Origin of the sequence: Virgibacillus halotolerans, from assembly GCF_016908515.1 — a bacterium.
GTDB lineage: Bacteria > Bacillota > Bacilli > Bacillales > Amphibacillaceae > Virgibacillus_M > Virgibacillus_M halotolerans.
Window position 1 is genome coordinate 114,878 of record NZ_JAFBEA010000008.1, and the last position, 20,144, is coordinate 135,021.

At 35.1% G+C, this 20,144-nt stretch carries 23 protein-coding genes; 11 read left to right on the plus strand and 12 right to left on the minus strand.

Going from position 1 to position 20,144, the window contains the following annotated elements:
• Positions 1-150 precede the first annotated feature (150 nt).
• The 3 genes from JOC34_RS16960 to JOC34_RS16970 are packed head-to-tail and all read left to right on the plus strand — an operon-like array spanning position 151 to position 3,319.
• Positions 151-1,554 carry a PTS transporter subunit EIIC gene (locus JOC34_RS16960; protein WP_205137964.1) on the plus strand — a complete coding sequence of 468 codons (1,404 nt, stop codon included), beginning with the start codon at positions 151-153 and terminating at the stop codon, positions 1,552-1,554.
• A 27-nt stretch (positions 1,555-1,581) separates the two neighbouring features.
• Complete coding sequence (locus tag JOC34_RS16965) at positions 1,582-2,619, plus strand: ADP-ribosylglycohydrolase family protein (RefSeq protein WP_239544528.1); 1,038 nt, start codon at positions 1,582-1,584, stop codon at positions 2,617-2,619.
• Entirely contained in the window at positions 2,612-3,319 is a 708-nt protein-coding gene (locus JOC34_RS16970) for a GntR family transcriptional regulator (protein WP_239544530.1), read from the plus strand. Before JOC34_RS16965 ends, JOC34_RS16970 begins: the two co-directional genes overlap by 8 nt.
• A gap of 477 nt (positions 3,320-3,796) precedes the next feature.
• On the opposite strand, the gene JOC34_RS16975 is transcribed toward JOC34_RS16970, so the two are convergent.
• The 5 genes from JOC34_RS16975 to JOC34_RS16995 form a co-directional block, all read right to left on the minus strand.
• A complete protein-coding gene (locus JOC34_RS16975; protein WP_205137965.1) occupies positions 3,797-3,982 on the minus strand; it encodes a hypothetical protein in 186 nt (61 codons plus the stop codon).
• Between the two features lie 813 nt (positions 3,983-4,795).
• Positions 4,796-5,221: a MaoC family dehydratase gene (locus tag JOC34_RS16980; protein WP_205137966.1), complete on the minus strand. Its 426-nt coding sequence runs from the start codon at positions 5,219-5,221 to the stop codon at positions 4,796-4,798.
• A gap of 160 nt (positions 5,222-5,381) precedes the next feature.
• A complete protein-coding gene (locus tag JOC34_RS16985) occupies positions 5,382-6,098 on the minus strand; it encodes a 3-ketoacyl-ACP reductase (RefSeq protein WP_205137967.1) in 717 nt (238 codons plus the stop codon).
• A gap of 374 nt (positions 6,099-6,472) precedes the next feature.
• Positions 6,473-7,324: a VOC family protein gene (locus tag JOC34_RS16990; protein WP_205137968.1), complete on the minus strand. Its 852-nt coding sequence runs from the start codon at positions 7,322-7,324 to the stop codon at positions 6,473-6,475.
• 1 nt (position 7,325) lies between these two features.
• On the minus strand, positions 7,326-7,739 hold the full coding sequence (locus JOC34_RS16995; protein WP_205137969.1) for a DoxX family protein: 414 nt from the start codon (positions 7,737-7,739) through the stop codon (positions 7,326-7,328).
• 138 nt (positions 7,740-7,877) lie between these two features.
• On the opposite strand from JOC34_RS16995, the gene JOC34_RS17000 reads away from it, so the two are divergent.
• Both JOC34_RS17000 and JOC34_RS22030 read left to right on the plus strand, forming a co-directional pair.
• Complete coding sequence (locus tag JOC34_RS17000) at positions 7,878-8,201, plus strand: winged helix-turn-helix transcriptional regulator (protein WP_205137970.1); 324 nt, start codon at positions 7,878-7,880, stop codon at positions 8,199-8,201.
• Positions 8,202-8,361: 160 nt separating this feature from the next.
• Positions 8,362-8,487, plus strand: a complete 126-nt coding sequence (locus JOC34_RS22030; RefSeq protein ID WP_275577711.1) for a helix-turn-helix domain-containing protein — start codon at positions 8,362-8,364, stop codon at positions 8,485-8,487.
• A gap of 111 nt (positions 8,488-8,598) precedes the next feature.
• Here JOC34_RS22030 and JOC34_RS17005 read toward each other — a convergent pair whose 3' ends face one another.
• Positions 8,599-9,042 (minus strand): regulatory YrvL family protein, encoded by a 444-nt coding sequence (locus JOC34_RS17005; RefSeq protein ID WP_205137971.1) that lies wholly within the window; start codon positions 9,040-9,042, stop codon positions 8,599-8,601.
• 364 nt (positions 9,043-9,406) lie between these two features.
• Between JOC34_RS17005 and JOC34_RS17010 the strand changes: the two genes are divergently transcribed.
• The 6 genes from JOC34_RS17010 (at position 9,407) to JOC34_RS17035 (ending at position 14,243) form a co-directional block, all read left to right on the plus strand.
• Positions 9,407-9,904, plus strand: a complete 498-nt coding sequence (locus JOC34_RS17010; protein ID WP_205137972.1) for a GNAT family N-acetyltransferase — start codon at positions 9,407-9,409, stop codon at positions 9,902-9,904.
• 103 nt (positions 9,905-10,007) lie between these two features.
• Positions 10,008-10,466, plus strand: a complete 459-nt coding sequence (locus JOC34_RS17015; protein ID WP_239544531.1) for a GNAT family N-acetyltransferase — start codon at positions 10,008-10,010, stop codon at positions 10,464-10,466.
• A gap of 113 nt (positions 10,467-10,579) precedes the next feature.
• Positions 10,580-11,008: a hypothetical protein gene (locus JOC34_RS17020; protein ID WP_239544533.1), complete on the plus strand. Its 429-nt coding sequence runs from the start codon at positions 10,580-10,582 to the stop codon at positions 11,006-11,008.
• Between the two features lie 61 nt (positions 11,009-11,069).
• The gene (locus JOC34_RS17025; protein WP_205137973.1) at positions 11,070-11,432 is read left to right on the plus strand and encodes a hypothetical protein; all 363 of its coding nucleotides are present in this window, start codon (positions 11,070-11,072) and stop codon (positions 11,430-11,432) included.
• 191 nt (positions 11,433-11,623) lie between these two features.
• Complete coding sequence (locus tag JOC34_RS17030; RefSeq protein WP_205137974.1) at positions 11,624-11,929, plus strand: hypothetical protein; 306 nt, start codon at positions 11,624-11,626, stop codon at positions 11,927-11,929.
• Positions 11,930-12,947: 1,018 nt separating this feature from the next.
• Entirely contained in the window at positions 12,948-14,243 is a 1,296-nt protein-coding gene (locus tag JOC34_RS17035; RefSeq protein ID WP_205137975.1) for an acyl-CoA thioesterase/bile acid-CoA:amino acid N-acyltransferase family protein, read from the plus strand.
• Positions 14,244-14,298: 55 nt separating this feature from the next.
• Here JOC34_RS17035 and JOC34_RS17040 read toward each other — a convergent pair whose 3' ends face one another.
• The 6 genes from JOC34_RS17040 to JOC34_RS17065 all read right to left on the minus strand — a co-directional run bounded on the left by JOC34_RS17040 (position 14,299) and on the right by JOC34_RS17065 (position 20,014).
• On the minus strand, positions 14,299-14,910 hold the full coding sequence (locus JOC34_RS17040; protein ID WP_205137976.1) for a DUF6241 domain-containing protein: 612 nt from the start codon (positions 14,908-14,910) through the stop codon (positions 14,299-14,301).
• A gap of 447 nt (positions 14,911-15,357) precedes the next feature.
• The gene (locus JOC34_RS17045) at positions 15,358-16,065 is read right to left on the minus strand and encodes a hypothetical protein (protein ID WP_205137977.1); all 708 of its coding nucleotides are present in this window, start codon (positions 16,063-16,065) and stop codon (positions 15,358-15,360) included.
• A complete protein-coding gene (locus JOC34_RS17050; RefSeq protein ID WP_205137978.1) occupies positions 16,062-16,913 on the minus strand; it encodes an ABC transporter ATP-binding protein in 852 nt (283 codons plus the stop codon). The genes JOC34_RS17045 and JOC34_RS17050 overlap by 4 nt, the downstream gene beginning before the upstream one ends.
• A 248-nt stretch (positions 16,914-17,161) precedes the next feature.
• Complete coding sequence (locus tag JOC34_RS17055; RefSeq protein WP_205138018.1) at positions 17,162-18,118, minus strand: tRNA dihydrouridine synthase; 957 nt, start codon at positions 18,116-18,118, stop codon at positions 17,162-17,164.
• A 300-nt stretch (positions 18,119-18,418) separates the two neighbouring features.
• Positions 18,419-18,859, minus strand: a complete 441-nt coding sequence (locus JOC34_RS17060) for a cell wall hydrolase (protein ID WP_205137979.1) — start codon at positions 18,857-18,859, stop codon at positions 18,419-18,421.
• Between the two features lie 99 nt (positions 18,860-18,958).
• Positions 18,959-20,014 carry an alpha/beta fold hydrolase gene (locus JOC34_RS17065; protein ID WP_205137980.1) on the minus strand — a complete coding sequence of 352 codons (1,056 nt, stop codon included), beginning with the start codon at positions 20,012-20,014 and terminating at the stop codon, positions 18,959-18,961.
• Positions 20,015-20,144: the final 130 nt, after the last annotated feature.

Sequence of the window (20,144 nt, forward strand, 5' to 3'; positions counted from 1 at the left end):
AGTAAATATGTAATTGAATACATTCGTAAAGGGGGACACATAGTAAAACAAGTATTCTAAATGTAAACCTTTACATTTAGAGATCATGACGTTATAATGAGTTTGAGAAAGCAATGCTATTACTAGTTTTAAAAAGAGGGGGAGGTCTTTATGGAAAATAGTATTCTTTTAGCAAACCAATTATTATCGTTATTGGGAGGTCCAGATAACATAGTATCGGTAACACATTGTGCAACTCGATTACGTCCTACACTGAAAGATCATTCACTAATCGAAAAAGATAAAATTAAAGCGTTGGATGGTGTTTCAGGGGTTGTTGATAAAGACTCCTTTCAAATAGTGATTGGTCTCAATGTTAATGAGGTTTATGATGTATTTATAAAAGTGTGGAAATCAGATACATCAACTGATATTGTTAATACTAAGGATGATGTTGCTGATACAGGTAACAAAAAAAGAAATTGGTTTAATGAATTTGTTGCCTTAGTTGTTAGTATTTTTTCACCGCTATTACCATTATTAGCTGGTGCGGGGTTGCTTCGTGGATTTACGATTTTAGCTAATGAGTTGGGTTGGTTGTCAACTGAGAGTACAACAAATTTAATTTTAACTCTTGCTGCGACTTCAGTGTTTTATTTCTTACCATTATTAGTCGCTGTCACATCAGCAAAACGATTTGATACAAGTCCGTATATTGCAATTGCCGTAATGGGTGCGCTAATTATGCCAGAATTTATCGACTTAGTACAAGGAGATGGCGGAAATACAATTACATTTTTAGGTATTTCGATTCCTGTATTCAACTATACTAGCCAAATCATTCCGGCTATTTTAACTACTTGGATACAATCAAAAATGGAACACTATATGAAAGGCAAACTATCAAATAGTTTTCATATGATTGTAATTCCTACAGTGTTATTAGTAATATTAGTCCCAATTACTGCTGGAATAATTGGTCCTATTGGAAATTATTTAAGTATCGGCATTGCTAACTTTGTGGGTTGGTTAGCAAATATTAGTCCAATTGTTACCGGGGCTGTCATTGGCGGGATTTGGAATATTTTGATTATGTTTGGTGTACATTGGGCTCCAAATACAATGGTAATTATCCCCGAAATTGCTTCAACGGGGAAATCTGCTTTGATAGCTTACGGTGCAAATGCGAATTTTGGTATGGCAGGTGCTGCCTTTGCTATTTTCCTACTTAGTCGAAATAAGGAATTAAAGAATTTTTCATTAACTGCAATAACTTCTGTTTTTCTATCAGGAATTGTGGAACCTGCAATTTATGGCTTGGGTGTAAGATTTAAAAGTCCGCTAGTAGCAGGTTGTTTAGGAGCAGCTCTTGGTGGTGCATTTATGGGCGCTTTTAATGTAGTAGGAAACGCATTTGTATTTGGAGGGTTAACAACAATTCCTGCATTTGCAGGGCCAACATTATGGGCATATATCGTTGGCATAGTCATATCATTTTTGAGTGGTATGGTATTAACAATTATTTTTGGTATTAAAGATCCAGAAGCAGAAATGTCTACATCAAAAAACAAATAAAATATCAACTATAAAGGGATGATGAAAATGAATTTAAACTCAAAAATACAAGGAACGCTTGGTTTGGCAGCGATTGGTGATGCGATGGGGGCAGCAACTGAAAACCTATCGTTTGATCAAATCCGGACACAATTTGGACAACCAGTGACTAAATTTGAAAAACCTGGAGAAACAGCATTTGCACTAGGAAATGAAAAGGGACAAGTAACAGATGATTTTTCTCAAATATATTTTCTATGTCAAGCTATTTTGGAAAATAACGGAGTTATTGATAAAGAAATTGTAATTAAAGCTATCTTAGATTGGTCAAATGTTCCTTGGTATTTTGATCGCTTTGCAGGTCCTACAACCCGAAGTGCGGTAGCAATGTATAAAGACCCTTCATTAAAAATGAAACCATTACCAGGGGCAGTAACCGTAGATTATGCATCAAAAGCAACAAATGGGGCAGCAATGAAAATTGCGCCGGCTGGTATTTTATATCCTAATGATTTAGAAGGCGCTATTGATGCTGCGATTACAATAACACAAGTAACACATGATAATTCATTGGCAATTTCCGGTGCTTGTGCGGTAGCTGCCACTACAAGTGCTTCTTTAGCACCTAATGCAAGAATTGATGATGCCTTAAGCGCAGGTTTTTATGGAGCTTTACGTGGAGAAACAAAAGCAAAATATACTTCCCGTGAAGTAGCAGGTCCGAGTGTTGTAGAACGTATACGATTAGCGTATGACATAGTAAATGGCATTGGAACAAAGGAAGAAAAATTGCGTCGGTTATCACAAGTAGTGGGAAGTGGCTTGCATATTTCTGAAGCTGTACCTTGCGCATTTGGAATTGTTGCTTTAAACAAGGACAATGCACTACAAGCAGTGATTGATGCTGTAAACATTGGATATGATACAGATACTGTTGCAACAATTGTGGGAGCTATGGTTGGTTCGTTTGTGGATTTAACCGATGAAAACTTTGTGTCTTTGTTTGAAACTGTACAAGTTGCTAATGATTTCGACTTAGTAGAGTTATCAAATTCGTTAGCAAATATGGTAAATACGAATGAATAAAATTAAATATTTAACGGTTTACGAGAAATTAAAACAACAGATCACCAATGAGTATTATCTCATTGGTGATCTGTTACCAGCAGAGCCCGAATTACAAGAAATGTATAATGTTAGTCGCATTACTTTGAGGCATGCAGTGAAATTATTGGTAGAAGAAGGATATGTTGAACGGATTCATGGTGTAGGTACAATTGTTATGAGTCAAAAAAAATCATTGCAATTGCAAACCTTATTAAGCTTTTCGGAGGAAAATAACGAGCATTCTGTACAATCATTATTGATTTCGTTTGAAAAGGGTATTCCAGCAAGTCCATTGGTATGTTCACAACTTGATTTAAGAAAAGGAACCATGGTTAGTTGTCATGAAAAATTACGTTTGATAGACGATATTCCCATTGGTTTTCAACGTGTATATTGTCCTCCATTTCTTTCTTTATCTGCTGAAGAACTCAAGTCACCAGATGTTTCCTTGTATCAGTTGTTTCGGGAAAAAGGATACGGTGTTACAAAAGCAAAAGAAACAATTGAATCTATAATTGCGAATGAGGAAATGGCTAAAGTTTTAAAAGTGGAAAAAAACAGCCCATTATTATATGTTCAACGAGTAACAAAGGATCAACAAGACCAACTCATTGAATATGCTGAGTTCTTTTACAGAGGGGATCGATATCGATATCATGTCGAATTGCAAGCCCCGTGATAAAATATCCAAAAAAATTGAGATGATTTGGTGATTACCCCAAAATGTTAGAGTTTTTATTATGCAGCTGATTGGTTGGATTGAGTTCGGTATACGACTGGACTCACTCAAGCCAATTTTTCTTTTGCTCATTCATAATTATACCGGAAGATATACTATTCAATCCGTCTTTTTAATTCTCTTTCCACTGATTTCTTTGCCAAACTGGGTACGGTTTAAATCGGAAAAATTTGAAACTACCTTATCTATTTCTAAACATATACTGTGCAATAATTCTTTCCTCACGAGCTTTTTTAGTATTATTTGTTCCATACTTACCACTTGTTTCCAGTGCATTTACGATGGGGTAACACCAGGGAGGTAACGATTTACAACGTTATGGATTTTGAAAGACAAAAAGCCTTATTCCTCCCGTATTTTTAGTGAATAAATTAAGCCTTTGATGTTAAACAAACGCGCCCGACTATTTAACAGTGTTCAATTAGTATTCTGTTTTTCAGCTAAGTAAATACCGGATATAACAAGGAAAGCCAAGATAGCTGTGCCAGCCGTATAACCAACAACTCCCCAATTTACTTCTCCATTTCGGAGCATACTCACAATTATAATTCCTATAAGTAAACCCCAAATCAGATAAAAGAATGACTTCGATATATTAACCAAATTGTCACCTCCTTAGAATATTCAACAACCTGTAACTATTATGGCAAATTTTTATTCGGTTAGCGCGCCCTATGTCGTATATCTTAATTCATAATAATTTAGATCATTCTTTTTAAACTAACGCACCAGTTAGGACAAGAAGCGACTTTTCTTGCTGTCTTTATTCCATTTATAAGGTTTCTTTGACCAATTATAAAATAGAATAATCAAGAACATCATAAAAGATACCCCTAGTTTCCTACTATTCTTTTGAAAACTATATCCTACGTCCTCTAGCAATAAAGAATAATTTCATACGCTCACCTCTTTTTATTAGTATAGTGTTTTTACCCGTTATATCGTTAATATTTATATTAGCCATTTCCCATCAAAAATACTTGCAAAAAAATAAGGACAGCGATCGCTGTCCTTATTTAATACCACGTATCCATAAATAAACAATAGCATATTTGGAGATCGCCCGTTTTATCGTTCAACAAGATGGACAAAGTTTTCTTGAATATGAAGAGCTTTATCCAGGTATAGGTTCGGTCTTCCTGTTACTTTTTGTGATCATTCTAATGAGTGTGATTATAGGTACTGTTCTTCTCTTCCTATTAAACAAACTAAAGCAAAAATTATAGTTTAGACCAGGACATTATTACACAACTTTTATACCTTATATAAAAAGCACCCCGTTTTTACTTTTCATTCAACTAAACTCTTGTTAGTTTAATATGAGCTGTCATATTTGTAACTCTTTATTTCATTCTTCACTCGTTAGTCGAAACAATAAGATTCAATCAAAAAAACAGCCTTTCAAAATATGACGCTTTATCGCTTAATCAATGCCGATAGGTCACCTTTAAATACCTTTTCTCCTTTATCATTGTAAGTAGATAACAGTACAGTAATGATTCCAGTTTCTTTTTTTACTTCTCTCTTATCAATGACCTCAACAATGGTATGCAATTCATCATCAGGATAAACTGGTTTTATAAATTTAATATTATTCATTCCTCTTCCAGCAATGATATCATCACCGTAGATACCTTGTTCCACCCAAAGTTTAAATGAAATGCTTAGCGTATGTACTCCGGAAGCAATAATGCCGTTAAAAATCCCTTGCGTTGCCTTTTCCTCATCCAAATGCATATATTGAGGATCAAATTCTCCTGCAAATCCCATTATATTCTCTTTTGTTACTTTGACAGACTTCGTTTCAAACACCTGTCCAATTGCAAACTCATCGAATTTCATAAATACACCTCTTATTGTTTTTCGTAATAAAAATGAAAGCTCTTCGTGATGCCGTTCATTTGATAAATTTGGCAGTACTCCTATTAGAACCTTTTATTTTAAAAAGGAAGACGCCACCCAAGATACATCGGATAGCGCCTTGATATTTCGAATGGTTCTCTTAAGGGTTCGTTGACCAAAGTCCAGCATGTTTTAATAAAACACGTGGATGAAGTTTTAGCTGGGCAACCATTAAGTCTGCTAAATCTTCTGCTTGCATCACTTTTTCTGGATTGCCGTCTGTTAAGTTTAACTCAACAGCCATATCTGTTGCAACCGTACTTGGTGTTAACGTTGTAACGCGAATATTTTTCTTACGCACTTCAAGCATTAATGACTCACTTAGGCCGATAACTGCAGCTTTTGAAGCCGAATATGCACTTGTTATTGGTGCACCTTTTTGACCAGCTGTTGATGAGATATTAATGATGTCGCCTGTGTTTCGCTCTATCATTTCCGGTAATACTGCACGTGTTGTATAGTACACACCTTTTACGTTGACATCGATAATATTTGTCCATTCTTCAGGTGTTAAGTCCATGAAATTACCGAATTTTGAAATGCCGGCATTGTTTACTAAAATATCGATTGCGCCAAGCTCGCCACGAATTGATTCTGTCGCTTTGGTAATAGAATCTAAATCCGCTACATTTGCCTTAGTGATCGCTACCTTCACATCATACTGTTTAAGCTCCTCTTGCACCTGTTCTAAATTTTCAAGCGTACGTCCAACAAGACCTACGTGAATACCTTCTTGCGCAAAAGCGATTGCTGTTGCACGTCCAATTCCACGCCCTGCTCCTGTAATTAACGCCACTTTTCCTGAGATTGTTTGCATGTTTTTTGCTCCTTTAGATGAGATAGCTTTATTTTAGACGAAATAAAGTGTATTAAACTAAAACATTTTAGTAATTAAGTAAGGTGACTTGGATAAAATGGTTCTAGTGATATAATTAATAACATTGTTTACTCATCAATGTTTGTCGCCTAAAATAGATAAAGATTTGTCTTTAAGACTCCATTCATTCTACTTACAATTGTCTACATTGTAAGGAATCCACTTCTGAATTTAAATCTAATGTGGCAAAATTCTCGAATAGGCAAACTGCTTCGTCAGGCAGTTTTTCCGGTAAGGGAGTCTGGGCTTCTATCTGCAAATGTGGATATACCCGCTTCAATGCCATTCTGTTTTTTGTAGACAATCCTCTATCTTTAAGCAGCTAACTCAATACGATTTCCAGACGGATCATAAGTGATACGACGCACACCTTCTTCTGTTACAGGTACTCCAATACTCTGCAAGTTATCAATCGTTTCTTTAATTGCTTCTTCATTAGGCAAAATAAGTGTGAAAGATTCCATACCAACACTATTTTCTTGGGGCTTTGGTGCCCCTACTCCATTCCATGTATTAACCCCAATGTGATGATGGTATTTACCAGTGGAAAGGAATAACGCCTGCCCCCCATAGCGATTGATCACATCAAATCCAAGCCCTTTTACATAGAACTCCTCTATCTTTTCTAATTCGGCAACATGTAAATGGATATGACCCATAACCGTGTCTTCAGGCATCCCTTTCCAGAGGTTTCTTGGTTCGATACACTTTAATAGATCTTCAAAATCTAGTGGATCGACAGTCATTGCAACCTCTTCTCCATTCCAAGTCCACTCAGACGAATCTCGGTCGATATAAATTTCAATTTCATTTCCATCTGGATCATGTAAATACAAAGCTTCACTGACGAGATGGTCAGATGATCCGAAACGTATGCCCTTTTTTGATAAGTGAACCACGATATTGGCTAAATCAGATCTTTTGGGTAATAGAAGTGCAAAGTGATACAAGCCAGTTGTTCTTCCTTGTTTTGGTATCACGTTTTCTGGTTGTTCTAGTGATAAGATGCTTGTCTTTCCATCCGTTGTGAGTTTTGCTCTGGATGGTGTTTGTTCTAAAATATCGAATCCAAGTATTTCTTGATAAAACTGTATAGACCTTTCTAAGTTCTCTACCTTAATTTTGACGTGACCGACAAATGTTGTTGGTTTACTATGAAATCCCATTTTAGTCCTCCTCGTTGTTATTTGAGTTAAATAGTTTTTGATCAATTGATACTACCGATTTACCAGCTAATATAAAGTAAATCGACATTGCTAGTAATGCAAGTTCAAGTTCGTATCCTGCCATTTGGTCATTGCCAAGAAAACCAGCTGGAAGTTTTGCAGTAAAAATAGCCCCTACCATAATCATTCCAAATAATATAGAAACAATTCTTGTTCCAATACCTAAAACTAAAGCAATACCGCCAATTAACTCTATAACAGCAACTGCATAGGCAAGAAACCCAGGGATCCCAAGACTGTCAAAATATCCTACTGTATTTGAAATGCCACCCTGGAACTTTGATAAACCATGCATGAAGAATGTAAGACCTAATACTACCCTTAAAATAACTTTCCCAATTTCGTTTTTATTCATTTTGTGCTCCCCTTTTTTCACTTAGTTACTTTATGTAATGAAGTATATTATTATATTAATGTATTGTCAAGTAACAAAGTTTTCTTTTGTTAACATGTGATCTTTTGTGATATAGTATGAATAAGAGAGGTGAAGTAAGTGACACAACCAACAATTTGCCCAAAGTTTGAGAAAGCCATTTCACTACTAAGTCAAAAATGGACCACACTGGTTATTTATCAATTGTTATTAGGTACCCAACATTTTAGTGAAATTCGGTCTGCAATTGGTATAAGTGGTAAAGTTTTATCTGATCGATTAAAAGATTTAGAAAATCAACAAATAGTTAAACGAGAGGTTATCCCAGAAACACCCGTGATTATTGAGTATTCATTAACAGAAAAAGGAAAATCCATGGAACCCATTATCCGAGACATCGAAAAATGGTCACAGTTTTGGATTGAACCAGACCTGAATGAATAACACTATTTTTTCGCCTTGTATATATAGAGGGTGTTGAAAATGCAGCCTCTATATATAAAATCGAGAAATTATTTCGTTGAGGTTTCAAATAATGAAACACCACCGATATATTTTGTATCAAAAATATAAAACATCTACTGTCAGGTGATGAGGTGATCTGATGGTGCAGAATGAAGTATTGAAAAGAGGGTTGCTTGCTTTAGAACTGGTAAAGTACCAACAAGGGATTACTTTAAAAGAAGTGATGAACGAACTTAACCTTAGTAAGTCTACAGCATTTCGATGATTAACTATGTTAGAAGGTGTTCCCTTCTAATCATTAAAGGAATTTTTATGATCAGTGGCATACTCATCAACTAAAAAAAGCTCCGTAACGTAGGCAACCAATATTGGCAACTTAATCCTTATCATCATCGAAAACAATTTCTAGTATGGCAAGCAGCAATGCGGTAATAATCTCTGTCTTCAAGGAAAGTGTAATACTTTTCATAAACTCATCCACTGTAAACAGCACTAGCCAATTCGTCGCGCCTTCAAAACTGATTCTGATAAAAAATACCTTTATTTTTCCTGTTATATTTTGGACGGACAACTTGAAAATTGGTTTGGAAAACAATTCTACAATGACGCCTAAAATAAAGAAACTGGCAACAAAAACAACCAATGACCAGATAGATTTATACTGAACGCCGAGCAATTCGAAAACCCCTACCATCCCAAAGAAATATAACCCAAATACAAAGCCTACTACCAGAATAATGAGAAGTGCAATTCCGGCAACTGCTGCCATCTTTTCTTTTATATTCATATCACGAAATGAGTCATTTTCATGTTCTGGCATAGGTCGGTCCCTCCTTCAGTTGGTATACTTCCGTCTAGTTTAAGTCCATTTGTTCATATACTGTATATCATTTTATCATGAATAACGATTAATCCAATGAAGCATTACGTGGAAATCACGTCACGCTAATAAAGCGACATACCTTCCTTTCTCTTATTATTTCTATTCACTTTCTTCTTGATTACGCCCATGGAAATGCATCAGTAAATGACAGATGATTACCACTCATATCTTCTAGATGATTAAAGTTAAAAGCCTTACGTATTTTTAATTATAAATGTTATACTAGTTGCACTAATTGATTAATTTTAAATAAGAACTGACTTCAACAAGCGGGCCATATTGTAGAGGGGGAGAAATTGTTATGCTAATTAGGGAAATAAGAATTGATGATGCAGATAACTTTATAAAACTAGTCAAAGAAGTTGAGAATCAATCCACTTTTATGCTTATGGAACCTGGAGAAAGAAAAACTACTCCCGAACAACAAAAAAATCATTTGAAACGAATAGAACAGCAAAATAATTCAACAATATTTTCAGCTGAAATAAAAGGCAAATTAGTAGGATATTTAATTGTTATGGGTGGAAGTGCCAAGAGAACAATGCATTCAGCTTATATTGTAATTGGTATCTTAGAAGATTGTAGAGGACAAGGAATAGGAACAGAGTTATTTAATAAAGCGACTAAGTGGGCGTCAAAGCATAATATATCGCGATTAGAATTAACTGTAGTAACTGAAAACAAAGCTGGTTTAGCATTATATAAGAAAACTGGATTTGAGGTAGAAGGGACAAAAAGAAACTCGCTTTTAATCGACGGTAAACCTTTTAATGAGTACTATATGTCCAAATTATTATGAGTTTTTCATACAACAAACGGGCGCGATTTCTTAATAAAATTTACGCAAGAATCAGCCCATTTTGTGTAGCAACATATAAGAAAAAAGAAAGGAATTCAACAAGATGACAATCGATATTAGGAAAATTAACGAAGATGAAAAACTTCCAATGGAGTTGTTGTTGTTGGCTGACCCTTCCAGAGAAATTGTTGAAGAGTATGCCAATAGGGGTGAATGTTTTATTGCTGAAATCGATCAGCAAACTATTGGAGTCTATGTATTACTTCCAACAAGACCTCAGACAGTGGAACTTGTGAATGTTGCTGTTATTGAAGATCAGCATGGTAGAGGTATAGGCAAACGGTTGGTGTTGAATGCAATAAGTGTGGCTAAGAAAAAAGACTACAAAACAATTGAGATTGGAACTGGAAATTCAAGTGTAGGACAACTGGCTCTTTATCAAAAGTGCGGATTTAGAATAATTGATGTGGATATTGACTTTTTCATTAGGCATTATTCTGAGAAAATCATTGAAAACGGTATTCAGTGCAGAGATATGGTTCGTCTATCACAAGATTTATAGGTTAAAAAGCTTTCAGCAAACGGGCGCAATTCTGAAGTAAGGAATAGCACCTAATCTTGTAGATTCGAGCCCATTGTGAGTACGAATTATCGTTGTCAGAGGAGAGTGTTAATATGAACAAAAAGTTGAGAATTGTTATATTGGCTGTCCTATTTATTCTGTTGATTCTTTTTGTTGTGCCGTGGCTGAGATTTGCAACATTTATAATAATTCCTTACAGTTCTTTTGGAAAACAAGATATTATGATCTCACCATTGTATCTGGGTTATTTAATCACGTTTTTAACCATATCCATAGCTTCTTTACTTAGTATTGGTAAGTCAAAAAAAGCTAAATACAAGATATGGGGGATTGCAATTATGTTACCGATTGCTTTGCCCCTAGCATATTCGATTGGTATAACTTATTCTTTAATTGTGGGAAACCCTTGGGCAACAATGCTACTGTTATATGCTTTTCCGATAATTTTCATCATAGGAATTATTATTTTATTGGTTGGTATTTTTAATAAAGATCAAGCAAAACAATCGGCGCAATTATAGAATAACGTTATTCATTTTCGAGCCAGATTGTAGAACAAATTTATTTTAAGTGGGGTTAAATATGAAATGGACAATAAAAACTGAAATGTGGGTTAGTGTTTTGATTTTTGCTGTTTTATCTGTGGTTGTTTTTTATATTAGCTTTGTCGTGAAGGAAAACACTTTATCTGTATCGTTATTTGGATTATTTTTTGTTTTAATTATGGGGGCACTAGCTACAATTTTGGACCGTCGAATTAAATTGAAAAACTATAGTTTATGGGTACGGACGGTCATAACCTTGGTTTTGGTGAATGTGCTAATGTTAGTAATTTGGTTACCTATACTTTCTAGAAGTCTACCTAATTTTCTTGTCTTTTCTATACCATATACATTGGTAACCATCATTATCACGTTTATTAAAAATAACCTAGACTCAGATTAAAACATATTATATTAACTGGAAATTTGAATGTTTTTCTACAAACGGTCGTGATTTTTGAATAAGTGTATCCTTTAGAATCGGGGCTAATTGTGATTAACTTGGGGGTGAAGATTATTAAAAGAACCTTTATATTCTTCACATGTGTCTTCGTGTTAGTAACGTTCTTGAGTATTTCAAGCATTATATTGGTAATGATATTTGATTACCAATATATGAGTGATCATGTAGAAATTGAATCCCAACAAGAAGAGCAACCAAGTGAATATTGGACAAAAGAACGTATGGAAGAGGCGGAACCACAACCAATGCCAACCGTTAGTAAAACAGATGAATTAAAGGAACTTGTTACCGACACTTTACCAATATTAATTATTTTATTTATTATTTTTACTACTGTATTTACATTAATGAATATGAGGAAAATAAAATTACTCGAGAAACAAAACAAAGCAATATTAAATGCATTATCCAATATTGCTGATAAACCGAATGATTAAATTTTTATTAAATTAACGGCGCGATAATCGAATAAGATCGCGCCCTCCAGAATCGGGTCATTTTATGGAAGAAAGAGGTAGATTTTTTTGATTGGCTTATTAGAAAACATATATCAATTATCAGGGGTAGTTTTACTCATATGTGCAATTTATTATTTTTTTCATTTTAAAAAAATCAAGAAGGAAAGAAAGCTAACACCAGTTGAACTTTCGTTTTATATCATAACTCAAATTGCAGTTTTCCTATGGGCAATTAGTAATCTACTTCTGATTTTAGATAAAAATTAGTAAATAAGCAAGCCACTTAATTGAACAATACTTTAGAGTTCAGAAGGGGTGACATTGTGAGTGATAGCAAAATATACAGAAGTGGTTTCAATGTTTAAATCTGAAAAGCACAACTTAATAGCTGACATTATTCTTGGAATTACAGCCATTATAATAGTTTATAGTGTAAGTTCCTTTGAGAAAAATTTATGGTTTAATGTTCTTTTTTTTACTAATTTTTATAAGGCCAATTGGAATCGCCTATAAAATGTACAAAAACAAACAGGGCAATAATCTCAAGAATTAAATGTTTATTAGATAGACTTTACAATTCAAACGGGCCAGATTCTCATAATAAAGAGGTGACTTTCAGTGGAAAGGTTTTTAGTAAAAACAGGAATATATTCTTTTGTTGTTTCTTTTTCGTTGTTATTTACATTTTTTCCTAGGCAAAGAAGTACAACAGATGTGAATGGAATGACTTCATTTTTGGAAATTTCTTATCCGGATTATTTTTTTAATATCACTCGTTGGTCCATAATGGTTTCACTTTTGGCAATTATAATTATGTATTTTATATTTCGATTTAAAAAAAAGAAAATAATCCACTTATTAAACAATCAGGCGCAGTTCTTGCAAAGGCTTGTTCCTGAATCGAGCCAGAGTGCTGAAGATTGAATCATTATATTCGTTCATGATTAAGTTTAAATTGCAATAGAACAAAGCACAATTTATACAAGGGGGAAAAACGATGAATCCTTCGATTTATGTTACACAAAACAGTTCCTTAATAGATACATCACTGGAAATCCTTATCACTAATCTTCCGCCATGTGAGATTGTAACGCTAAAAGCCGAAATGTGTGACAACCTAGGTACTAATTGGGAGTCCTTTGCGGAGTTTATGTCTGATAGCAAGGGGGAAATTAATTTAACAACTGCACAGCCTATATCAGGAACCTATTTTTCTCCTGATGTAACGGGACTTTTTTGGTCAATGATTCCTATATCAAATGATAAACCAAAGAGGAAAACTCCTTTAAAGCCATTGAAGACAAAACTAATTCTAGTAAGAGAGCAAGAGGTCTTGGCAGTCACTTCCGTCATTCGTCATGTGGTTTCCCCTAAAATGGATAGGTTTCCTATACGTGAACAAGGGCTGGTTGGAACATTCTTTTGCCATTCTGAGAGCGAGTCACTCCCCACCATTATTGTATTAGGGGGATCTGAAGGTGGATTGCGAGAGGGCAATGCAGCATTGTTGGCTTCATATGGATTTAATACGTTAGCTTTGGCTTATTTCGGCATTGAAAATTTACCAAAAGAGCTAGTAAATATCCCCTTAGATTATATTGAAAAAGCAATAGGTTGGTTAAGCGATAATCCAAATGTAGACTCTACTAAAATAGGCATATTCGGAACTTCTAAAGGTGGTGAACTAGCGCTTTTAAGTGCCTCAATGTTTCCTTCGATCAAGGCAGTTGTAGGTTATGTACCTAGTGGAGTTGTTTACCCAGGAATCAGCCAATCAGCACATGGAGTATCTTCATGGCAATTTAAAGGGGAATCGTTACCATTTGCTTATGGTGAGGTACCAAAAGAAGTTGTTAGGGAATTTAATGAGACAATGCATATAGGGAAACCAATATCTTGGCGGAAAACCTACCAATATTGGGCAATGGGTGAGAAACATGCTGAGATTAAAGTCGAAGATATCCATGGTCCTATTCTCTTGATTTCAGGAGGCGATGACCAGTTATGGCCAGCTGATTTGTTGTCTGAAAAAGTGATAACCCGTTTGAAAGAACACAACCATCCATATTACTATGAACATATCAATTTTCCTAAGGCAGGACACTCTTTTGTAGCTCCTGGATTACCAACCACACAATCTGTCGTGTCCCCCTTTGGGAAAGGAATGAAATTATTACTTGGAGGAAATCCGAAAGATAACTCACAGGCACAATTTGATGCGTGGCAAAGCGTGAAAGTTTTCTTTACTAAATACTTACCCACTACTCAGATTGATCCATCTAAGTTCAATTAACGGGCGAGATTATGGAAAAATTAGATATAAAAAAGCCTGAAAAAAATCAGCCCTTTTATTTCATTATATAAAGGTATTCCTCTTCTTCTTGCTTACTCAATACACGTGTTGCTTTTCCGATGGAATCATCTGATTCTTCGCCACCTCGCATTTCCCAGATAACATTATGATCTTTATCTGCAGTTGAAAAATCTCCAGCATCCCATTTTGTTAATATATCTTTATAAGTTTCCTTATCTGATAAGTTACTTGCCTCTTCTAGACCTTTCAGAAGCCACTTTATCCGTTTTTCATGTATTTCATAAAAACCCCATTTTTCTTCGGCTTCCACTTTCTGATGCGACATTGCGTGAATGTATAACCTGATATCGTCATCTGTTAAATCCTCTTTTTTAAGATTATCCCCGAATGGATTTACGCCTTCCTCTTTATACATTTGAAACCTTTTTTCTGTTGCAAGCCCATTGTTACGTTCAGCGTTTTCCCCGGCTTTATCTGGTTTATTTTCGTTATTAGCTTCATCAATATAATTATCTTTATCCTGCTCCTGCTGGTCCACCGTTTTCTGCTTCGTATTGTTTCCCTGTTCGTTAAATTGATCATTTAATATAAAAAAACCGAAAATACCGAGAATGAGAACGAACGTAAAGATAATAACTTTCTTCAATTATATCCACCTCGCCATTAATATTCGCATTATACATTATTTTATATATGATTAAAACAAATTTTGAATTGTTTTTCCAGCTGTTTTACCTGCTATCCTTCTACCAATTCGTCGCGTATCCTGTGAGAATAACAACTGGATTGGATAATGAAAAGGGAGTGATTAAACCCTTATTGAATAAGAGGTTGAAGGAATATTAAGAAAAAGCTAACTGAATCACTACTGAATCCAACCAGCATTGTATTGTTTTTAATTGGAAACCTACCGTATGATTGGTGGTGGAAGTCAATCTAATCAGCATTGGGGTATTCTTTTTTTTCTCCCCATTCTTTACCAACCATTTGACAGTTGATATCGACTTTTTAGAAATGGGTGGACTTTAAAACAGGGAGATATTGGTTTAAATATTAACTACCCTTACTTTAAGTTATACAGTATTTCTATGGTTTATTTTTGAAATCTCCTTGCTAACTTTAAGAACAAATACAAAAGTAATAGTGCGTAAATTATTACCCAAATAAATGGAAAAAAGGAAAGATCCAAAACATTGTCACCATCCCAATTAATTAGTGGTGTTTGTGTAATGGTTGCTGGGGGAATTATCCAAACGATGCCTTTAAGATATGATGGCAGGGCATCATAGATTCCTAGAGCAGCTATAGAAATGATGATAGTGAGAGCTAGTCCACCATATGAGTTAACAGCACTTTCCGTTATTATTTTGCTAAAGAAACTTGCAATACAAATTCCTAATATGGATAAAGAAACATGGTTTACAATGGCAACTAGTCCTATCGTTAGCGTTACAGATCCATTAAACATAGTAAATAAAATCGGATACACAAAAGCATAAGCAGTAAGTATAATAGAAATTAACAATACAGTAATTAATTTAGACAGATAATATCTGTTCTCCCCACCAATATGAAGAATCATAAGTTGTCTTTGAACAGGTGGGTCAAGTGATAATACACTAATACACACCCATGCAGAAATAATATATAATATTAATGACGTTACAGCATAACTATCGATAATTGGATTCGGTGTATAAGAATAATAGACGAAAATCAAAATAATGAATGTTGAGATAGGTGGAAAATACTTATGGGAACGAAGATAATCGTGTAAACTATATTTTATTACGGCCTTCATATCATTCTCTCCATATCATCATCTAATTTTACTGTTGATACAGCCTCAATACTCCCTTTTAATTGTAAAACTCTTGATAGAACAACATCACTCTCTTTTACTGGAACATAAAGTGATAGTTGTTTGTCCTTTTCTTCTACTTGAAGTATCTCTTCCCAACCTTTAACCAGTGACTTCTCTACATTTCTCACTACTAGTAATTTGATAGTTTCTTTTTTAATAGATTCTATCTCTGAAATATTTCCATGATCTAAATAAAAAGTGTTTTCTACTATTGATTCAAAAATGTTAGATTCATGATAAGTTAATAATATGGTGCTTCCTTGCTGCTTCAATTCTCCTATGATTTTCACTAACGCTTCCTGTGCTTCGGAATCAAGACCAGCTAAAGGCTCGTCCAAAATTAATAGGTTGGGATTCTGCAGGATAGCCTGTATAAGTCCAACTTTTTGAATACTACCTTTTGATAATTCCATGATTCGTTGATTCTTCAGTCCATCTAGTTGGAAGCGATGTAATAAATCATCAATTTTTTGAATTAGATACCCCTTTGAATTTCCACTCATCCTTCCCATGTAAAGTAAATATTCACTTGGGGTAAATCGAATGTTTTTAGGAAACCTTTCGGGTACATATCCAATTTTAATATTTTTGTTAGGATAATTGACCTTTCCTGAACTTGGTCGTTCGATACCCGCTATCATTCGTAATAAGGTGCTTTTTCCAGTCCCATTTCCACCTAGAATTGCTAAGATTTGTTTTTTGTTGATGGTAAGTGAAATATTGCGTAAAACATTTTTATTCGTATAGACTTTACTTATATTTTTAAGTTCAACAAGTTTGTCCATAAAACTCCCCATTCTGGTAAAACATAATTATTTATTATCTATTGGTTCGCATGTTAAATGAATTCCACACTTGATAACATTCCTGTTCCACCAACTACTAATGCATGCTTCATTTATTCTCCCCTGTTGTTTTAAAGTGAATTTAATAAGCTAACCCGCATCGTAATATGAGTACCATTGCATATTCTAATCCTTTTTCCAGTACAAGTGGAACACATCTCCCGTCCCCTTGTACTATCAACATGCTTTCATCTAAAGTTATCGAGCAATGCACGCACTTCATCTGTTGACTCTGTGCTCATCAATTGATTTCGCAATGCACTTGCTCCTTGAAACCCGCGGACATATATCTTAAAAAAGCGACGAAGCGGTTTGAATGGACGTGGCTCTAATTCTGTTGAATATTTATCAAAGAGATCCAACTGCAACCTTAAGAGATCTAAAAATTCCTTACTGCTATGGTCTCTCGGTTCTTTTTCAAAGGCAAATGGATTATTAAAAATGCCACGTCCAATCATAATTCCATCAACACCATATTTGTGAGCAAGCTCCAAACCAGTTTGACGGTCAGGAATGTCCCCATTGATTGTCAAAAGTGTATCTGGTGCCACCTGATCACGAAGTTTCTTAATCTCCGGAATCAGTTCCCAATGAGCATCTACTTTGCTCATTTCCTTTTTTGTACGAAGATGAATGGATAGATTAGCAATGTCTTGTTTCAATATGTGTGTTAGCCAGTCGTGCCATTCGTCTACATTAGTGTAACCAAGCCTTGTCTTTACACTTACTGGCAAACCTCCTGCTTTTGCTGCCTGTATGATATCTGCTGCAACTTCTGGACGACGGATAAGACCGCATCCCTTCCCTTTTGTGGCCACATTAGGTACAGGACAGCCCATATTGATATCCACACCCCGATAACCTTGTTTTGCCATACCAATACTCATTTGCCGAAAATATTCGGGCTTATCCCCCCATATATGGGCCACGATTGGTTGTTCATCCTCTGTAAAAGTCAACCGCCCGCGCACACTATAGATTCCCTCTGGGTGACAATAACTCTCTGTGTTTGTAAACTCTGTAAAAAACACATCAGGTCTTCCTGCTTCACTCACTACATGACGAAAAACAACATCCGTCACATCTTCCATTGGTGCCAGTATAAAAAACGGTCGTGGTAAATCACGCCAAAAATTATCTTTCATTTTCAAATTCGAATCCTCTCATTATGGGACATCAGGTGAAACCCCTGTCCCCAAAATAAAAAGCAAGATATCCCTGCTTCTACTATATTTATACCATGTTTAAGCACTTTTTATCAAACTGATTGGCAATGTTTATTTTGACTAGGGCGTCGTTAACTGCATATCTCCTCGCTTTAAAATAGCATTATATTCTATAAAAATTATTGTGTTTTTAAACAAAAACAAGACGACCAATTAATGATCGCCTTGTTTAACTCTATATCAGTTAGTTCAATTCAGATGCCTCTAAGAGCAAACTTATCATCCGTAATAAACACTGTCACATGTTCCAGGCGCTGGTTCATAAAAACAATGTTGTTTAAATTGACCAGTAAGCGGTTGGTCATACCATGTTGGGGGACACGGAGCATATGGATTGAAGTACCAAAGAGCATATTGCGCTGGGTGATCTCTCCAAGATTCCAAGTTCTTTCTTGCTAATCTCTTTTCAGACTCTCTTGCTCTTTGATAAAATACATTGCCTTTTTGCACGGCTTCAAAAGAGTAATTTCCTCCTTGTACTTGAAAAATAACTTGTTCAATTGTTCTCAAATCATTAAAGTCAGGGCAATCTGCTATAGCACGGTTAACAATTACATTGCCAACATATAGCATTCCTTGTTTTCCTTCGCCTTCAGCTTCCGCCCTCATCATCCTTGCCATCAAGTCAACGTCTGCTTCTCGGTAAGCTACTCTTGCCATTTTCTCACCTCCAAAATATACTATGAAAAAATGGCTGCATTTATGTCCTTGTTTATGATTACTGTCAAAACGATCATTAAAGGAGGAATTTACTTATATTTATTGCTTGTCTTCCAAAAAACGAACCAGCGTGTCCGTAAACTCTTTTGGTTTATCGTAATGGATATCATGTCCAGGGGTATCAATATCAATTCTTATTCCACATTCTAATAACTCTACTACTCGATCAGCATCCTCATCTGATAACGCAGCAACCAATAAGTTACCATCATAAGTAGTATTTGCTTTTAAGAACACTGTGGGGCTTTTAATCTTTGACAAAACTTCTGCCTGATTATAACCTTCAAACCATGTGTTATCATAAAATGTTTCTCCAAATTTGCGATCAAATGGATATGTTTCAGCTTCAAACATTCGATTGATTTGTGGAGGCAAATAAACTAAATGTACTGGCTCATTTGGATGTTTTTCATGATAGCTAATAGCATCCTTCGAAAATTTGTTCCAAAGAAAATCTCCAAACATATTTCTCCAGTAACTGTTTTTCAAGGAATATACGAAGTAATCTTTTACTTCGTCTTGATTCTTAAAGTCTTCATACATTTGAAACCCATATACCCAAACATAAGTGTTTTCCCGTCTATCTAGTTCAGTTGAGAAGAAAGGCGAATCTTCAATCACAGTACCTAGTACAAGTTCCCGATAATGTGCCGCCATCCATGCTGCAATCATGCCTCCTGATGAATGACCAGATACAACTGTTTTCTCACCAATTTCCACCTCAATAAATTCGGCGAAATCCGCTGCCATTACCTTAGCTTTATACTTCTCAGGATTCCAATCAGATTCACCATGTCCATGGCAATCCACAGCGTAAACATGATAATGCTTTGATAATCCAGGCAACACCTTTGCATAATCTTCCCAATTCATACCTTGACCATGAATTAATAGTAGTGGTATTTTTCCATTACTTGGACCTTCACCATAGTTTAATATGGTGCCATCTTTTAATTTCATCTGTTTTTCAGTAAATCCTGCCTTGTACATCTCTTTTAATGGTTTTTTTATATAAGTTATATTCGTGTAAAAATAAGAGCATACCAATAACGCTATGATCAAAGTTATAATACCGGTAATTACCACTTTCTTCATCCCCTACTCTTTTGAAAGGTATGCTGTAAAAAAAACAGAATCGAGTTAAATTGTTTGAACGCTCATTCCAAATTTGACTGGTCCACCTATTCCTCATCTAATTCGTTTATAGGCATCGAGTTTAATATCG

Bases quoted from the DNA above. Each gene is read 5' to 3' on its own strand.
- JOC34_RS17045 (WP_205137977.1), bottom strand. From the start codon at position 16,065: ATGAAGGCCGTAATAAAATATAGTTTACACGATTATCTTCGTTCCCAT.
- JOC34_RS16965 (WP_239544528.1), top strand. From the start codon at position 1,582: ATGAATTTAAACTCAAAAATACAAGGAACGCTTGGTTTGGCAGCGATT.
- JOC34_RS17025 (WP_205137973.1), top strand. From the start codon at position 11,070: ATGAAATGGACAATAAAAACTGAAATGTGGGTTAGTGTTTTGATTTTT.
- JOC34_RS17055 (WP_205138018.1), bottom strand. From the start codon at position 18,118: ATGAAAGATAATTTTTGGCGTGATTTACCACGACCGTTTTTTATACTG.
- JOC34_RS17060 (WP_205137979.1), bottom strand. From the start codon at position 18,859: ATGGCAAGAGTAGCTTACCGAGAAGCAGACGTTGACTTGATGGCAAGG.
- JOC34_RS16980 (WP_205137966.1), bottom strand. From the start codon at position 5,221: ATGAAATTCGATGAGTTTGCAATTGGACAGGTGTTTGAAACGAAGTCT.
- JOC34_RS17020 (WP_239544533.1), top strand. From the start codon at position 10,580: ATGAACAAAAAGTTGAGAATTGTTATATTGGCTGTCCTATTTATTCTG.
- JOC34_RS17065 (WP_205137980.1), bottom strand. From the start codon at position 20,014: ATGAAGAAAGTGGTAATTACCGGTATTATAACTTTGATCATAGCGTTA.
- JOC34_RS16970 (WP_239544530.1), top strand. From the start codon at position 2,612: ATGAATAAAATTAAATATTTAACGGTTTACGAGAAATTAAAACAACAG.
- JOC34_RS22030 (WP_275577711.1), top strand. From the start codon at position 8,362: ATGGTGCAGAATGAAGTATTGAAAAGAGGGTTGCTTGCTTTAGAACTG.
- JOC34_RS17030 (WP_205137974.1), top strand. From the start codon at position 11,624: ATGATATTTGATTACCAATATATGAGTGATCATGTAGAAATTGAATCC.
- JOC34_RS17010 (WP_205137972.1), top strand. From the start codon at position 9,407: ATGCTAATTAGGGAAATAAGAATTGATGATGCAGATAACTTTATAAAA.
- JOC34_RS17035 (WP_205137975.1), top strand. From the start codon at position 12,948: ATGAATCCTTCGATTTATGTTACACAAAACAGTTCCTTAATAGATACA.
- JOC34_RS16960 (WP_205137964.1), top strand. From the start codon at position 151: ATGGAAAATAGTATTCTTTTAGCAAACCAATTATTATCGTTATTGGGA.
- JOC34_RS17015 (WP_239544531.1), top strand. From the start codon at position 10,008: ATGACAATCGATATTAGGAAAATTAACGAAGATGAAAAACTTCCAATG.
- JOC34_RS16985 (WP_205137967.1), bottom strand. From the start codon at position 6,098: ATGCAAACAATCTCAGGAAAAGTGGCGTTAATTACAGGAGCAGGGCGT.
- JOC34_RS16995 (WP_205137969.1), bottom strand. From the start codon at position 7,739: ATGAATAAAAACGAAATTGGGAAAGTTATTTTAAGGGTAGTATTAGGT.
- JOC34_RS16990 (WP_205137968.1), bottom strand. From the start codon at position 7,324: ATGGGATTTCATAGTAAACCAACAACATTTGTCGGTCACGTCAAAATT.
- JOC34_RS17050 (WP_205137978.1), bottom strand. From the start codon at position 16,913: ATGGACAAACTTGTTGAACTTAAAAATATAAGTAAAGTCTATACGAAT.
- JOC34_RS17005 (WP_205137971.1), bottom strand. From the start codon at position 9,042: ATGCCAGAACATGAAAATGACTCATTTCGTGATATGAATATAAAAGAA.